This window comes from Prevotella melaninogenica (assembly GCF_013267595.1).
Taxonomy (GTDB): Bacteria; Bacteroidota; Bacteroidia; order Bacteroidales; family Bacteroidaceae; genus Prevotella; species Prevotella melaninogenica_D.
In genome coordinates, this window is record NZ_CP054011.1 from 212,665 (window position 1) to 230,136 (window position 17,472).

14 protein-coding genes are annotated in these 17,472 nt (G+C 40.2%); 13 read left to right on the top strand and 1 reads right to left on the bottom strand.

All coding sequences use genetic code 11. The annotated features are described in order from the left end of the window. The first annotated feature begins 663 nt into the window (after nt 1-663). From FIU21_RS06110 to FIU21_RS06165, 12 genes are all read left to right on the top strand, one after another. A complete protein-coding gene (locus tag FIU21_RS06110; protein WP_004361561.1) occupies nt 664-1,143 on the top strand; it encodes a hypothetical protein in 480 nt (159 codons plus the stop codon). After that, nucleotides 1,140-2,078 carry a calycin-like domain-containing protein gene (locus FIU21_RS06115; RefSeq protein ID WP_004361560.1) on the top strand — a complete coding sequence of 313 codons (939 nt, stop codon included), beginning with the start codon at nt 1,140-1,142 and terminating at the stop codon, nt 2,076-2,078. Before FIU21_RS06110 ends, FIU21_RS06115 begins: the two co-directional genes overlap by 4 nt. A gap of 14 nt (nt 2,079-2,092) precedes the next feature. Beyond that, entirely contained in the window at nt 2,093-2,887 is a 795-nt protein-coding gene (locus FIU21_RS06120) for an HmuY family protein (RefSeq protein ID WP_036886950.1), read from the top strand. Nucleotides 2,888-2,962: 75 nt separating this feature from the next. After that, entirely contained in the window at nt 2,963-4,933 is a 1,971-nt protein-coding gene (locus tag FIU21_RS06125; RefSeq protein WP_004361558.1) for a TonB-dependent receptor plug domain-containing protein, read from the top strand. A 22-nt stretch (nt 4,934-4,955) separates the two neighbouring features. Then, nucleotides 4,956-5,825, top strand: coding sequence for a hypothetical protein (locus FIU21_RS06130; RefSeq protein ID WP_004361557.1), 870 nt, complete (start codon nt 4,956-4,958; stop codon nt 5,823-5,825). 311 nt (nt 5,826-6,136) lie between these two features. Beyond that, nucleotides 6,137-7,369 (top strand): IS4 family transposase, encoded by a 1,233-nt coding sequence (locus FIU21_RS06135; RefSeq protein WP_172891309.1) that lies wholly within the window; start codon nt 6,137-6,139, stop codon nt 7,367-7,369. 540 nt (nt 7,370-7,909) lie between these two features. After that, nucleotides 7,910-8,401, top strand: coding sequence for a TlpA family protein disulfide reductase (locus tag FIU21_RS06140; protein WP_004360395.1), 492 nt, complete (start codon nt 7,910-7,912; stop codon nt 8,399-8,401). A 4-nt stretch (nt 8,402-8,405) separates the two neighbouring features. Continuing rightward, a complete protein-coding gene (locus FIU21_RS06145; protein WP_004360396.1) occupies nt 8,406-10,037 on the top strand; it encodes a DUF6029 family protein in 1,632 nt (543 codons plus the stop codon). A gap of 6 nt (nt 10,038-10,043) precedes the next feature. Next, a complete protein-coding gene (locus tag FIU21_RS06150; RefSeq protein WP_004360397.1) occupies nt 10,044-10,829 on the top strand; it encodes an Omp28 family outer membrane lipoprotein in 786 nt (261 codons plus the stop codon). A 46-nt stretch (nt 10,830-10,875) separates the two neighbouring features. Continuing rightward, the gene (locus FIU21_RS06155; RefSeq protein ID WP_004360398.1) at nt 10,876-11,541 is read left to right on the top strand and encodes a hypothetical protein; all 666 of its coding nucleotides are present in this window, start codon (nt 10,876-10,878) and stop codon (nt 11,539-11,541) included. A 29-nt stretch (nt 11,542-11,570) separates the two neighbouring features. Next, complete coding sequence (locus FIU21_RS06160; RefSeq protein WP_004360399.1) at nt 11,571-12,893, top strand: thioredoxin domain-containing protein; 1,323 nt, start codon at nt 11,571-11,573, stop codon at nt 12,891-12,893. A 30-nt stretch (nt 12,894-12,923) separates the two neighbouring features. Further along, a complete protein-coding gene (locus FIU21_RS06165) occupies nt 12,924-14,741 on the top strand; it encodes a MutS-related protein (RefSeq protein WP_036886357.1) in 1,818 nt (605 codons plus the stop codon). Between the two features lie 330 nt (nt 14,742-15,071). Here FIU21_RS06165 and FIU21_RS06170 read toward each other — a convergent pair whose 3' ends face one another. Next, nucleotides 15,072-15,896, bottom strand: coding sequence for a Cof-type HAD-IIB family hydrolase (locus FIU21_RS06170; RefSeq protein ID WP_036886358.1), 825 nt, complete (start codon nt 15,894-15,896; stop codon nt 15,072-15,074). A gap of 496 nt (nt 15,897-16,392) precedes the next feature. Between FIU21_RS06170 and FIU21_RS06175 the strand changes: the two genes are divergently transcribed. Further along, complete coding sequence (locus tag FIU21_RS06175) at nt 16,393-17,403, top strand: class II fructose-bisphosphate aldolase (RefSeq protein WP_004360402.1); 1,011 nt, start codon at nt 16,393-16,395, stop codon at nt 17,401-17,403. The last annotated feature ends 69 nt before the right edge of the window (nt 17,404-17,472 follow it).

The window sequence follows — 17,472 nt, forward strand, 5'->3', positions numbered from 1 at the left end:
ATAAGAAAAGGTGCTTAATTGGACTTCAAAAGGGCGTTAATAAGGGTCTTAAAGGGCACCGCTTGCAAGCCAATTAGGCGTCTTTTAGAAGCTAAAAGAGCATGTGTTGGTTTTGAGCTACGTGAAAATAGTTTACAAACACAGGTGATATGAGAATGAATTGTTTGTAGAAGACGGATAGACAGGCTTTCTATTTGCATTTTATCTTTTAGTTTATCCCCCTTTGTAAGACTATCTGCTTTGGTATAGTCATACCATGTAAGGGAATAAGTCATTATGCTATTTGCAATCTATAGCATTCAACGGAAGAACCTAATATGGTTATCAGAAGTTCTATTCGTTATAAATAGGTAGTGAGTAAAATGTATTGTGAGCTCGTAATAGAGAGGTTTACTATTCGTTAAAGTTTACTTTTAGAACTTTATCTATGGTGTTAATTCAGTGTAAAGACGATAAAATCAGCCTGAATCGCCTGCTTGTGTTAATTGATAGGGCAGGAAGTTGTAGATTTATATATTGTAGTTTTGAATTCCTCTTATAGGTGTAAGTTAGTGTTTTTGGCTGTCTTTTGGTTTAAAATCATTATTATTAGGTATTGTATTGTAATGTTGATTCTTATAACTTTGCACTCGATTAGAATTTAATATAAACAGAATCAGTAACATGAGAATTAAAAAATTATTTTTTACACTTGCTGTTACACTGTTAGCTTCCATGAGCACACTCTCTGCTTCTGCAGCTGACTATGTGAAAGTAAGTGACAAAGATGGCAAAGACACTTACTTTGCTCTGTCTGAGAAACCTACTGTTACCTTCACTTCCACTGCCATGGTTTTGACTGCTGGAAGCCAAACAATAGAGTATCCTCTGACAGATTTCCGTGCTTTTGCCTTTGCTAATCAACCAACAGGTATTGGAACGCTGGATGTAGAAAGCAACAATGCTGTCTTTTCCTTTGGTAACTCCTTGAAGGGAGAAGGGCTGAAAGCAGGTAGTCAAGTAGCTGTTTACACAATCAACGGACAGTTGGTAGGTCGTGCAACCGTAAGCCAGAGTGGTTCTGTTGAGATTCCTCTCGACGGACAAACAGGCGTTTTTGTAGTTAAATCATTATCTAAGACATTTAAATTTATACGTAAATGAAAAAGATCTTTACTTTAGTAATCGTATCTTTCTTGAGTGCACTCGCAGTACAGGCGCAGTCATTAAAGGTAACAAAAACTGATGGTAGCGTTGTAACTTATAACGCATCAGATATTTCAAAGATTGAGTTCTTGCCAAGTGAAACCCCTTCACAACCAAAGTTGATACACGAGTATGCAGGCTATTTGACTGTAAAGAACAGAGTACTCGACAATGTTCGTTTTGACACAGGTGCTAAGATTAAGGTGTTGCAGGACGGTGGTAAGTTCCTTGCAGAGTTCTCCGATACTCAGTGGGGTACTGGTTCTTTCGTGATAACAATGAATAAGCACGCAATTAACGGTACTGGTAAGATGAAGATTGCTAACCCAAGAGCTGGTGGTGCAGTGGAGGAATATGATGCAACGATGAGTGGTTCGATGCGAGAAATAAAGATTTCAATCCCATCACTCATGGGTGGTACTGATATTACTTGGCATTATGCTGAGGCTTCAGCAGCATCAAAGGTGGCAGGAAACTATATTGGTACAACCGCTTTGAAGGTGGGTGATAGCTTTGGTCCATTCACTTCTGCTACTGTTGGCTATAAGATTACAGCTAATGAAGATGGTACTATCAACGTTACAGCTTCTGAAGAGAACTACACAGGGGTTACAATGATGGGTAACTTGACTTTAGGAACATATACCGTTAAGAATCTTGCTTATGACAAGGAATCTAACAGTTTTGTTCGTGATTATAGCAATGATGGTCTCAAAGTTCATTTCAAGGCTGTTGGGGGTATGCCAATAGATAACGAGTACTCATTCAAGGCTACAAGTAAGATGGTTGTAACGGTTGACGAGAGTGGAACGTTGACCATCAAGAATAATTATAGTCTTACACGTATGCCATTCCCAATCTCAGCAACTTATACTGGTAAGAAGGCTAAGTAAAACGTTATACGCTCATGCACAGAGTATTTCGCCCTATTTCTACCCTTGCAGGCTGTGCCATTATGTTAATGGTAACAGCCTGCAACGGCATTTTTGAAGATATATATGATGAGGCACCAGCCGCTGCAAGTGTGACAACGGAAGGTCAACTCCTTGTTAATGCCGCCAGTTGGAAGAACTGGTATTATGTTGACTTTGACTCTTTACAGATGTATATCGAGCGCAAAGACACTGCAGGACTGCTCAAGGCACAGACGAACTTCACGCATTATGCCATCCCAACAAATCTGACATCGGGTAGTGGTGATGGGAAAACGGGTATGTACACTTACTGGTTTGATGTCTTCGGAAAAGGTATCTCGGTAAATGAAAAGCGTGGTTTTACTGCTACTGATGCACAACCTGAACCACAGTCGTGGAGCATTGCCTTTCATCGTAACAATGTAAGGACGAATGGTGGTGCCGTACTTGAAACGAAGTACACCTCTTTGAATGAACTTCCAAAGAATAGTTCCTATTTCTTAGGAGCAACATTCCAAGAAGATGAATGGACAGAGAACGAGGTTTGGGAGGACCAGTCGCAGATGCTTATGAGTCTGATTGGCTGTCAAGGAATACGTATCAATAAGGTACTTTCCTCTTGGTTGAAAATCGAAATACCTCCAATGCCTCCTTCTTTTACCATGAATAGTCATGTGTTTATTGTTCGTCTGAAGAACAATAAGTATGCTGCTCTGCAGTTGGAGAACTATATTGGTGCTGATGGTACCAAATGTTGGTTAAGAATCAATTATAAATATCCATATTAAATAAAACATAAAACCTTTTCGTTAGTGGTTCTTTCAAAGAATAGAGATAAGGTTATGATATTTTTTTGATTGGTTATGAAACGAAAAACCATTATACTTTCAGTTCTTACCTGTCTGCTTCCTGCAACGATGTGGGCAGATGAATTGCCTGATTCCATTTATAAATGCTTAGAATTAGAGCAGGTAGTAGTAACGGGAACACGTACACCGAAGCTACTTGCCAATACCCCTGTGTTGACGAAACTCATCACATCTGATGATATTATGAAGACAGATGCTACCAATCTGCGTGATGTATTGCAGCAGGTAATACCGGGTATTGAGTTCTCATACGCCATGAATCAGCAGGTACATATGAACTTCTCTGGCTTTGGTGGACAGAGTATGTTGATTCTGGTTGACGGTGAACGCCTTGCTGGTGAAACGATGGACGATGTCGACTTCACTCGTATTGGTATGGATAATGTTGACCACATCGAGATTGTGAAAGGTGCTGCTTCAGCCCTTTATGGCTCTAATGCTGCTGGTGGAGTTATCAATATCATCACCAAGAAAAAGCCAAATCCATGCGCACTTAACCTTAACATGCGCTTTGGTCGCCACAACGAGCAACGTTATGGACTATCATGGCAATACGCAAGAGGCAAGTGGAACAACTTACTGACAGTAAATCGGAATAGTTCTGACAACTTCAATGTACACAATGGACCCAATCCAATCACACGAGTTGTCTCAACTATCTATGGTGATGCTGTTTGGAACTTTAAGGAACAACTCACTTTTAGGTTGAATGAAAAGCTTCGTCTGACAGGACGTGCAGGCTATTTCTATCGCCAGTTGGTGCGTACATCAGAAGTACCAGAGCGCTATCGTGACTTTTCGGGTGGTCTTCGTGGAACATGGACACCAGACCTTGTTAATAGTGTTGACTTCTCCTATGCTTTTGATCAGTATGATAAGTCAGACTATCAGCGCATCACTCGACTGGATATCCGTGACTATTCAAATGTACAGAACAGTCTTCGCTTGCTTTATAATCACACTTTTGAGGGGGAAAACGTCCTTTCTGTGGGTGCAGACTATATGCATGATTATCTCTTTAATACCAACTTGGGGGGGCGAATTCGTAAACAAGACTCTTTTGATGCCTTTGCACAATACGACTGGAACATCAGTCCGAAGTGGGAGGTTGTAGGTGCCTTGCGTTACGATTACTTCTCAGACGGACGCATCTCCCGACTGACTCCAAAGGTAAGTGCACGTTATCAGCCAGTACATAACTTGAATGTTCGTTTCAGTTATGGTATGGGTTTCCGTGCTCCTACATTGAAAGAGAAGTACTATAACTTTGATATGTCGGGTATATGGATAGTCGAAGGCAACCCTTCTTTGAAACCAGAAGTAAGCCAGAACTTTAATGCTTCGGTTGATTATACTAAGGGTCGCTATAACTTTACAGTAAGTGCTTATTGTAACAAGATTGAAAATAAGATTGCAACTGGTGCACCTTACTATAAGAATCCATCAGACATTATCCCACGTCTTCCTTACCTAAACTTGGACAACTATACGGTTAGTGGAGGAGAAGCAACGGCACAAGCACGTTGGACGAATGGTCTTACAGCTCGTTTAAGCTATGCTTATACCAATGAACGCTTGCCAAAAGACAAGAACAGTAACTCTGTAAACAATCAGTATATACCTGCTCGCAAACACTCTATGACAGGTCATATCGATTGGGATTATCAGTGGTTGAAGAACTATGGAACGAACATCGGATTAGATGGACGCTTCCTCTCAGCAGTCGACAATGAAGAGTTTGTTGATTACTATGACATCTCTAAGGGTATAAAAACAATACATTACCCCGCATACGCACTCTTCAAACTCTCTTTGGTGCAGCGCATCGGTAAGGGTGTGAAGGTAAGTGTAATCCTTGATAACATCTTTAATTATAAACCAGAATATTATTATTTGAACTGTCCATTGACTGATGGAACAAACTTAATGATTGGAATGTCAGTTGATGTTGATAAACTATTTTAAGCTCTCAATACCTTTTTAATTTATGGGAAAAAGTAAAATCTATTTATGGCGAACACTCGCCTCGTTTATCCTTGTGTTGTTCACGATGCCTTTGGGTCATGCTCTTATGATCATGATGGAAAAGACGATGACTCCAGAAGCCGTACATTATGCTGGCTTTACAATGGGATTCGTGGGATTGATAATGGTAATTATCGGTGTGTTTGTCAAAGGTGATACTCGTCAGACACTTTGGGGACTTATTGGTGGTCTGCTTTTTTGGACTGGATGGGTAGAGTTCCTCTTCCAATATTACGCTCATCGCTTTGGCGTACAACCAGAGATTGAAAATGGAGAGATTGTGACAAAGCCAGAATATCTGATTCTTCCAGCTTCTTTTGGTTTCTGGATGATGATGATGACAATGTATATCTTCAGTACGCGCAATGGTTGTAACTTTATCACATGGATTCAGAAACGGCTTTTCGGAAAGCGTAAGAATGAGATTGCTTTCCAACCAATGACACGCCATACATCTATTGTCACCTTTATGGAGGTGAACATGATTCTTTGGGCTTCTTACCTCTTACTGATGTTCTGTTACGATAAGAACTTCCTTGGCGATCATCACCCAGTAACCTTCTTGGTAGGTATTGGCTGTTTCTTCGGTGCACTTTATATGTTGAAAAAGCAGCTTTATATTGCTTCATGGGGTGCTAATATCCGTATGGCAATCGCAACGGTGATTGTTTTCTGGACTCCAGTAGAGATTCTCGGACGTATTAATTTCTTTAAGGAGTTCTGGGTTCACCCACAAGAATATGCCGTACAGCTACTTTGTATCTTGGCAGCTTTCATCTTACTGATGGGTTATATGTGGCTGAAAGGGTCTAAGAAGAAAACAAAACAGTAAGTAGGCATAAAGGCTTTTACAGAAGAAATAACATAACGTAGCCTATTCATTGAAGGTGTTACGTATACATCTAAGATTACTTGTTAGCAGCTTTAATGTTGCCGGCAAGTAATCTTTTTCGTTTATATAGATGATCTTAAACAGTTGATAAGTTTCTGTTAGGAAGGATTTTATATTATTGGTGTCCGATAAAACTTTTTTTGCGTTCATATCTTTTTAATTCAGAATAATAAAAAAAACGGGCTGATTGTTTTGCACATTCAGCCCTTCTTATTTCCTTTGTAGTTGTCAAAATAAAACAATGAAATAAGATGAACAAAAGTACACATTTTATCGGACAGCCACTATATGTTCAACTGTTAAACTATTTTAATCGTGATAAAATTCTCTCTCTGAGCCAAGCTCAGGGAGGTGAACACTATATAAAGAAGTTTGATGCATGGCATCATCTTGTCGTCATGCTTTATGCAGTAATGATGCGTTTAGACTCTCTGCGTGAGATAAAGGCCTCTCTCTTTGCTAATGTTAATCGCTTTAATCATCTTGGTTTAAAGCATTTTCCTTGTCGAAGTACCTTGTCAGATGCAAACAAACGCCGAGATTCCGAGATATTCGGTTCGATCTATATGAACTTATATGAGAAATATCGCCATGAACTTTACTCGGACAGCCGAAATTGTGGACAGCCCAAATGGCTGAAGAATCTAAAGATAATAGATTCTACGACAATCAGTCTGTTTTCTAACCTGGTCTTTAAAGGAGTAGGACGTAATCCCAAAACTGGTAAGAAGAAGGGTGGAATAAAAGTACATACAGAGATATTTGCCAATGAGAATGTTCCAAGCGATATCAAGTTCACATCTGCAGCTAGTCATGATCAATTTGCACTTATCCCAGAACGATACGCCAATGAGGAACTGATTGCTTTTGACAGAGCCTATATAAACTATGAAAAGTTCTCTGAACTGACTCAAAGAGGCGTTATATATGTAACTAAGATGAAAAATAATCTTAGCTTTGAAAGGATTGCTGATACGGATTACCAGATGACTACAGATTATGGAGTTGTACGCGTAGAAACCATTCTCTTCCATAAGCATACAAAGGAAAAAGATATTTACCATAAAGCAAGAAAAATCACATATCAGGATAAGACCAAGAAAGGGAAAATCAGATTCATATCACTGCTGACCAATGATTTTCAGATGTCGGCAGAAGATATTATAGCTATCTATAAGAGACGATGGCAAATAGAAACCTTATTTAAACAAATAAAACAGAATTTCCCGCTAAGATACTTCTATGGAGAGAGTGCGAATGCTATAAAAATACAAATATGGATTACGCTTATAGCCAATCTGCTTATAACCCTAGTGAAGAACAAAATAAAGAGACCTTGGAGCTTCTCAGGCTTGGCAACAATGATAAGAATTTTACTTATGAGTTATGTCGCAATACAAAGTTTCTTTGAGCAGCCACATAGAGACTGGGATAGATTGATTACCCAAGTAAAAGCCCCACCAGAAGAGTTGTCATTATTCTAGGGGGCTTGGAATTTGAAATTAGAACTAATCATGCCTATTTCAGCAGGATTGAGAGAGGATATTGCAGTATATGGAGGTTTTATCGGACAGCAATAATTTTATATGTGCCTTGTACAGAAAATGTAATCTTGTGTGAGTAAGTCATTGATGTTTATGAATTATAATAACGTTATAAATTGGTTCTTCTTACCGTTTTTGATTGTTGTGTTGATGCTCCGCACGTATGGTGCTAAGGCTTCGCACATGTGATGCGGAATACTAACACCAATGGTGCGAAGGGCTGAATATAAAAGCGTCAATTACAGCAAGAGGTTCTATTTACTTAATTTGGGGAGCACATCAGATGTCAAAAAGTAGATAAAACTTATTTGAAGATAAGATAGTATTTCTTTCAAAGAAAATGGGTTTAGTAGAGATAATGTGCATAGCAAAGGCATCTAAAATAGATTAAGGTATGTAGTCTTGTCAGTCTTTGGCAGTTTCTTCTTTGTTTTATCGCTTTTTTTTAGTATTTTTGTAGCTGCAATATAATTAAAAACAATGAATAAATTATTTTTATCCCTTTGTTTGCTGTTAGTAAGCTTTGCAGCGTCTGCACAAGACCGTCTGCCTAAAGTAATGCTCAAAGACATAGAAGGGAAAACCGTACAAACCGACACTATTTCTAATAATGGTAAGCCCCTTATTATAGCTTTCTTTGCTACTTGGTGCAAGCCTTGTAATCGTGAACTCACAAGTATTGATGAGGTCTATGATGATTGGCAGCAAGAAACGGGTGTTCGACTCGTTGCTGTGTCTATCGATCAGGCGCAGAATGTCAATAAGGTAAAGCCTATGGTCGACCAGAATGGCTGGCGTTATGATGTTTTGCTCGACCCTAATGGTGAGTTTCGTCGCTCGTTAGGTATTCAGTCTGTGCCTTATACCGTGTTGCTTGACGGACAGGGTAAGATTGTTTATAAGCACAACGGCTATACTGATGGTGCTGAAGTAGAGCTATATAAAAAGGTGAAAGAAGCGGCAGGTAAGTAATTCTATGAAGAAATTGATGATGATAGGACTGCTCATTGGTATGAGTAGTATATCTCTTTGTGCACAAGAGGAGTCCGATAAATTACGCCTTTCTGGAAGTCTTCAGAGCGATATGCTGTTAGCTCAAAAGGACAGTACGATAGGTGCTGAGGCTACAGATGGTCGTTTTCTGACAAATACTTATCTCGACTTGAAGTTATCGAGTCGTTATGTTGAGGCTGGTGCACGACTGGAGTATTTGGAACATCCGCTTCCAGGATACGAGAGTGACTTTAAGGGTTGGGGTGTTCCTTACGCTTATCTGAAAGGTCGTTACAAGAATGCGGAACTTACCTTGGGTAGTTTCTATGAGCAGTTTGGCTCTGGTTTCATCCTCCGTTCGTACGAAGAACGTAGCTTGGGAATTGATAATTCTCTGCAAGGTGCACGATTGAACTATCGCCCTTGGGCAGGTGTTGCAGTGAAGGTGCTTACAGGTCGTCAGCGTAGATATTGGAATCATAATAAGAGTTGGATGATAGGTGCTGATGTAGAATGGAATATTGACGAGTTGTTTAAAACTCTCCAACAGCGTAATACATATATTACCTTAGGTGCTTCCTATCTTAATAAACATGAGAGAGACGAGGTGATAATGGTTGATCCAACTCATCGTTTGCATCTTCCGCTTAATGTTAATGCCTTCGATGTACGTTTGCGTGTGCAACATCGAGCTTTTAATGTATTGGCAGAGATGGCAATGAAGTCGCAAGATCCCTCTCATGATAATGGTTACATCTATCGTAATGGTTACGTTGCAATGCTTTCGGGTTCCTATTCGAAGCGCGGAATGAGTCTGCTTCTGCAGGCAAAACGCAGTACGAATATGGGCTTCCGCAGCCGTAGAGGAATGGAAGGAATCTCTTCTTTTGTTAATCATCTACCCCCATTTACGATGGAGCATACCTATACATTGGCTGCTCTCTATCCTTACGCGACACGCCCTGATGGTGAGTGGGCTTATCAGGCAGCTGCTGCCTATACCTTCCCAAAGGGTTCACCGATAGGTGGAAAGTATGGTACGACCGCGAAAGTAAACTTCTCACACGTTCATTCTGTGCGGAAGAATGGTTCTGGAGAAATCGGAACAGATGGCTATGGTAGTCCGTTTTGGGCGTGGGGGGACGCTACCTATTATCAAGATATTGATGTACAGTTGGAAAAGCGACTCGCTAAGGATACGAAACTCAATCTGATGTATATGTATCAACGTTACAATCAGATGCTACTCGAAGGACATGGAGGAATGCTTAATTCGCATATCTTTGTGGCAGATGTCAAACAGAAGCTTTCGCCTAACACAACGTTGCGTGTAGAGGCACAGTATCTTGCATCGAAAGATGGTGATAAAGATTGGTTATTTGGATTGGGTGAACTGTCGCTTGCACCACATTGGATGTTCACATTGAGCGACCTTTATAATGTTGGTAATACTCGGGTGCATTACTACCAAGGTTATGTAACCTATAGCGGTGGGGCACATCGCTTGCAATTAGGCTACGGTCGTACACGTGCAGGCTTCAACTGTTCGGGTGGTATATGTCGTTATATCCCAGCAACAAAGGGCTTGACACTCTCTTATAATTATAACTTCTGATAAGAAATGAAAAGTTTTTATATATCTCTTTTAGCTGCAGTTGCTTTTTTAACAGGCTGCGATTCGGTTGGTTCTGACGAACGACTGATAGAGGTTCCAGCTGCTACTGTTCAGCGTAATGTACTGATAGAGGATTTTACGGGACAGCGTTGTATCTTTTGTCCTGATGCTGCAGAGGCTATTGCACAGCAACAAAAGCTTTATGGTGCAGACAAATTGATTACTGTTGCTTTCCATGCAGGACCGCTTGCAATCAAGAGTGGGACTGGATTCGTTGGTTTGCGCACCGATGTGGGTGATGTCTATTATAAGCATTGGTCAGTTCCAAATGTGCCAAAAGCCATTATCAATCGTCGTGGAGGTGTACTTTCCAAAGATACTTGGGCTGGACGTATCTATGATGAGTTTGCTCAGACGACAACAGTTAGTATTGAACTTAAAAGTCAGTATGATGCTTCTACACGTCAGATGGAGATAGAAACCGATTTGAAGACCTTGTCTGAAGATGTGAAGGGACGGCTACAACTGTGGTTGGTTGAGGATAACATCGTTGCCCCACAGATGTTCCCAAACAATAAAGTGGATAAGGAATATGTGCATAATCATGTCTTTCGCGCTGCTATTAATGGGGAATGGGGCACAGAGTTAACGCTCTCTACGAAGAATGTTCATAAGGAGAAAACGACTTACACACTCCCTGACGGAGTTGTACCAAAGAATGCATGGATAGTAGGTTTTTTCTACAATGATAGCGGAGTCTTGCAGGCTGTGCGCCAAAAGGTTTCGCTTTAATAAACGAATGATAATCAATTACGAATAAATATAAATAAATAAGAAAATGAAATTACGTTTACTCGTGTTTATTGGTCTGATGACTAATCTTTTAGTTAGTGCACAAGCACAGACAAGTTCTAATGATGTTGTGTTCCTTGATGAACAAGGTAGAGTTATTCCTAACGGCACTGTTGTTGTCTTGAATAAGGCAGTTACAACAGAATTTCCTTTTGAAGGGTTTGAAATTGCAGGAAAGGTGTTTATTCAGAATAAGACTGATAAACCCCAGAATGTTTCTCTTTCCTATACTATTAACGAAATAGATGAAGGTGAAGTGAAGGTTTGTGCGTATGAAAATTGTACTATTAATCCAGATCCAGGAACTTATGAAGTAGGCACTAAACTCTTGTCTATAGGTCTTGAAAAAGAAACAGTTGAGATAGAACATACGTATGGTAAAAGAGAGAATTGTACAATTACGCTGAAACTTAAAGTAAAAGAACTCGGTTCTGATAAAGAGAAGGAGGGCCCATCAATTACTGTTAAGTTTGATACTAATGCAGCAGGTATTGCTTCGGTAGCGTCACAGAAGGGTGTTACTTACGATGTTTACAATACTCAGGGTGTGTTGTTGCATAAGCAACTTACGTCTTTGACAAATCTCCCTAAGGGCGTTTACATTGTGAAGCAGACGGGCGTTGCCTATACAAAAAAGTATGTTATTCGTTAAGCATATAATTTATTAATCTATAACTTGATATGTTACATAAGTTTTATACATTGTTTATTGCGCTTATTGCAGTCTTTTGTTGTGCTGTGAATGTAAAGGCGGATGGTTATACGCTTATTCCTTCTACAGGGCAGAAAGTATATGTTCCTATCACAGCAAAGAGTGCAAAAGGTAAACTATTGATTACCAATTACGGTAGAACTGCTATTCGTGACTTCGATTATACACTTTCTTTCAATGGCAAGGAGCTGATGTCGAAGAATTATGTCCTTACAAATCCATTGAACCGCATGGAGGGAACAACGATAGAAATTGATATCCCTCCTCATACACAGGTTTCAGAAACCGACCTTTTGTTTACAATTACAAAGGTAAATGGAGAGTTGAATAGTGCTACTTTCAACTATGCTACGCTTCCGAGAGTAACTGTTACAAAGGTGCCTCATAGAAAAGTTGTAGTTGAAGAATACACTGGAATGTGGTGTGGATTTTGTCCGCGTGGTATTGCACTTATGGAGAATTTGGCACGTAAATATGGTGAAGACTTCATTGGTATTGCTATCCATACTGGAGGTAGAGCTGATCCACTAACTTGTACGGACTATGCATGGAAAGCTACAGATTACAGAAGTCGCCCTTCACTTGATATGAATAGAAACCTTTTACTGGGTTATTTCAAAGCACAAACTGAGTTTGAAGAGGAACGCTCAAAAGGAGCGGATATGGACATTACCGTATCAGCTGTATGGGATAAGGAAAAGAACAATATTACTGTAACTCCCTGTGTCACTTTCTGTGTGAATCGAGATGAAGCCCCTTATGGCTTTGCTTATGTGCTGACGGAAGATGGTATGTCTAATCCTAACTGGGTACAATACAACAATTATTCAGGTAGTACGGATGATCGTGGTATCACAAAAGAATTTGATTATTTTATAGATGCTCCTCGAGATATTCGTAATCTTGAAAATAACTTTGTTGCTATTGCAGCAGAAGGAGTAAAAGCTCCTTTGACAGGCTATATCAAGACTCCGATTAAGGCAGACGAACCCCAGAGCCATACATATATCTTTAAGAATATTTCTAATAAGAAGATAATACAAGACAAGTCGAAGTTGAAAGTCTGCGTTCTGCTGATTAATAAGACTACTGGGCGCATTGAGAATGCTGCCAAGTGTACGATTTCTGAGCCAAATACTACTGCAATCTCTTCTTTGTCACAGGGAGAAGGACAGGTTGTAGAGACAGCACGTTATACACTTGATGGTCGTCGTATTACAACTCCACAAAAGGGTGTTAACATTGTGAAGTACAGTGATGGCCGTGTTAGTAAAGAGGTGGTGACACAATAATGTCATCCTGACCTTATATTTATTTGTATTATGAACAGAAAATTGACTGATTTGTATCAGCATAAGGCAGAAGAGACGAGCAAAACGCTCGTCTCTCTCCGTAACCGTAGTCGTTTTTTTATCCTGACAGAAATCGGTTCTTTTTTGATAGCTATTGGTTTTGTAGTTCTCTACACCTTATTGGATAATGCAGCTTGGACACTTTTCTGTGCCTTAGCTGCATTATTGTTTTATCTTTACATTCGTCATCGTGACGTTTTGAACGACCGAAAGATAAAGAAAGGGGAGGCTTTATTGCTGGTCTACCAAAACGAGATAGCCTATCAGAAAGGCGACTACTCAGGCTTTGAAGCTGGCGAGCAATATGTCAGTCCGCAACATTCTTATACCTTCGATATGGATGTCTTTGGTATAGGTTCTCTGTTTCAAAGGATGAACCGCACTATCTCAACTGGTGGTAGTGACCAGTTGGCAGCCTGTCTGTCTACGGAGTGGGGAGGTGCGAAGAGGGAAGAACTTGTTGGGCAAATACGTCAACGAATGGTTTCCATAGACGAGTTGGGTAAGGAGGAAACTTTCCTTTCTGAATTTAAGTCTTTGGGCGTAAAGGGGCGTATTAATACAGAAGAGGTTTTGAAGGCATTGACGGATATTCATTACCAAAGCTTTCCAAAGTTCTTCCATAGCTCTCTTTTACGTTATTTCTGTTATGCCAATTTACTTAGTTTCTATGTGAGTATTGTGCTTTCCATTGTGGGATTGGTTCCTTTTCTATTACCTGTATGGTGGGGAATATTTAACTTTATGTTCTCTTTCCTTTGTGGGCATAAGCACATGCGTGTCATTTCTGAGCTGATAGCAAAGGTACACACACAGGTAGATGGTTACTTGCAAGTATTGAAGTTGATTAACACGACTGATTTTAAGTCGGCTGAACTTCAAACGTTGAAAGAAAAATTTTCAGGTGCGGAAGAATCTTTTGAGCAGTTAGAACTTATCTTACAAAAGATTGATAACAGAAGTAACGAGGTTGGAGTCTTTGTCTTCAATAGCTTTGCTTTGATTGACATTACTATCGTAAGACTCTTCCTCCGCTGGCAGCATACGTATGAACAGCGTACGAACGAGTGGATTGATAGTCTGAATCTCTTTGATGCTTTGGTGTCAATGGGTAACTTCCGATTGAATGAAGATAGGGCTGTACAGGCAGAGATCAGCGAGGAGAATAAGGTGGTTTATGAAGCGAAAGACCTTTATCATCCCTTCCTTGGCGAGAAGGCTGTGGCAAATGATTTTGATATCCTCGACCATGAATATTATATTATTACGGGTGCGAATATGGCAGGTAAGAGTACATTCTTACGCTCCTTGGGTATAAATTACCTCTTGGCGATGAATGGTTTGCCTGTCTTTGCTAAGCAGTTGAAGGTCTCAGTATTCCATCTCTTTACGAGTATGCGCACGACGGACGACCTTACGCATGGCATCTCTTATTTCAATGCTGAGTTGCTTCGTTTGAAGAAGTTGTTAGGCTCGTTGCGTGATGATGTACCAAGTCTGATTATTTTGGACGAGATTTTGAAGGGAACAAATTCTCTCGATAAGTTGAATGGCTCTCGTCTTTTCTTGCAGTATATTGCCGAACGCAATGTAACAGGCGTTATTGCTACTCACGACCTTGAGCTTTCAAAGATGGAAGAGGTATATGCCGGACGTTTTCATAACTATTGTTTTGAAATAGAATTAGGCGAGAATATCACTTATTCTTATAAGATAACGAAAGGGGTGGCACGCAATCAGAATGCGACATTCTTGTTGAAAGGAATCTTAAACCCCAATCGTATTTGAGTGATAACCCTTTCAGATTGTAGTTTAAACGCTTGTTTGTTTAGAAATTTATTTACAATCCAATAGCCGTTTTTACCTTATTTTTAGGGTAAAAACGGCTATTTTTGTTGCTCTTGTAAGTATCATGTATTCAATTAGTTACAAAACAGTAAAATTAAAGGTGCTTAATTGGACTTCAAAAGGGCGTTAGTTAGACTCCCAAAGGGCACTTTTTGCAAGCCAATTAGGCGTCTTTTAGGGGCCAAAAGAGCATGTGTTAGTTTTGAACTGTGTAAAAATAGTTTACAATACGGCTAATAGGCAGATGAGTTGTTTGTAGAAGATATCCTCTTAATTCATGTTCTCTGGTGAGAGGATAAAGCGTTCAATGACGTGTGCAACACCATCTTCTTCATTTGATAAAGTAACGAAGTCAGCTTCACTTTGAATGTCTTTTGCAGCGTTTGCCATAGCAATGCCAAGTCCGGCAAAGCGAATCATGCTAAGGTCGTTATAACCATCGCCACAGGCAATAACCTCTTCACGGCTGATACGGAGCGATGAGATAAGACGGTCGAGAGAGCGCGCCTTGTCGATACCGAGTGGTACACATTCAAGGAAGAAATCGGCAGAACGATAGACATCCATCTTCCCTTCCAACTCTTTGGCTAATCTTATCTCCAACTCGTGGAGAGGGGTAGGGTCGCCAACAATCAAACATTTATTGATAGGATAGACCAACTGATTGAGGAAGTCGTCATATTGCATGACGGGCATCTTATTGATAAAAGCCTCGTGTTGTACGTATTCGTCATCTTTATTAGTAGCAGCAATACCCTCACCTTGATAGGTTAGAATTTCCATTCCAGCTTTTTTGGCTCCTTGAAAGAGGATAGGTACAAGCTGTTCGTCCAATTTCTGTTCAAAAAGAACTTCGTTCTTGGTGCAATCGATAATTTTTCCTCCGTTGAAAGCAAGGATATACCCACGATTTCCTTTTAGTTTCAATTCCTCAGCTAAAGGAACGATACCATAAGTAGGGCGGCCAGATGCCAATACGACATGTACCCCAGCAGCTTGTGCTTGCATGAGAGCTTGTTTGGTACGTGGGGTAATCTCCTTCTTATTATTGGTTAGCGTGCCATCCAGATCGAGCACAATCATCTTATACCTCATGTTGTTTATCTTCTTATTTCTTTGTAGTTCCCATTATGGATAACGACTTATAATTATCGAAAACCATTAATCCTTGTGCAAAGGTACGGCTTTTTATGGACTAAAGGTTGTGTTTGCCTTGATATAAAATGATAAGTATGAAAAAGTTTTGATGTGATACAATAAATCGCAAACGTTTACGTGAAGGATTAACTTTCCTTTGGGTCTTTATCGTAGGTCTATTTGCTGGTGGTGCGCTTGCATTAGTTGTTTGGCGTGTTATTGAACCATCAGAGAAGTAATTCAGTTTATCATTGAAATAAGAAATTAGGCTTATTAGGCTATTATGTCTAATAAGTCAATTCGCTTTTATTCTGAAAACATTGCAGTTTATCACGGAATTTAACATTTTGCGCTTATTAAATATGTGTGATGTTTTGGCTATCAGAAAATAAAACCGTACTTTTGCAATTGTAAATAGGTATAGATTTATTAATTTTAAAAGATAAAAGAAATTATGGTAGATTACAAGAAATTAGGTCTCGTGAACACTCGTGAGATGTTCAAGAGAGCAATTGACGGCGGTTACGCTATCCCAGCATTCAACTTCAATAACCTTGAGCAGCTTCAGGCTATCATCAAGGCTTCTTCTGATTTGAAGTCACCAGTTATCCTTCAGGTTTCTAAGGGTGCTCGTAAGTATGCTAACCAGACTCTTCTCCGTTACCTCGCTGAGGGTGCAGTAGAGTATGCAAAGGAGTTGGGTTGCCATCATCCTGAGATTGTTCTTCACCTTGATCACGGTGATAGCTTCGAGACTTGCAAGAGCTGTGTAGACTTTGGCTTCTCTTCTGTAATGATTGATGGTTCTGCTCTTCCTTACGAAGAGAATATCGCTTTGACTAAGAAGGTTGTTGAGTATGCTCATCAGTTTGACGTAACTGTTGAGGCTGAACTCGGTGTTCTCGCTGGTGTTGAGGATGATGTAGTAGCTGAGGTTTCTCACTACACAAAGCCAGAGGAGGTTGTTGACTTCGCTACTCGTACAGGTTGCGACTCTTTGGCTATCTCAATCGGTACTTCTCACGGTGCTTACAAGTTCACTCCAGAGCAGTGTACACGTGATCCAAAGACAGGTCGCCTCATCCCTCCTCCATTGGCTTTCGACGTTCTCGCAGCTATCGAGAAGCAGCTCCCAGGCTTCCCAATCGTTCTCCATGGTTCTTCTTCAGTTCCTCAGGAGTATGTTGATATCATCAACGAACATGGTGGTAAGTTGCCTAACGCTGTTGGTATTCCAGAGGAGCAGCTTCGTCAGGCTGCTAAGAGTGCTGTTTGCAAGATTAACATTGATTCTGACTCTCGTCTTGCATTCACCGCAGGTGTTCGCCAGACATTTGATGAGCATCCAGAGTACTTCGATCCACGCCAGTACTGTGGTAAGGCTCGTGAGTACATGGAGGATCTTTACAAGCACAAGATTACAGACGTTCTTGGTTCTGAGAACAAGCTTGCTAACCTCGACTAATTATTTGTTGAGGTCGGCTTGACTAAATAAAACATTAGCGGCAGCTTCCTTTTGGGAACTGCCGCTTTT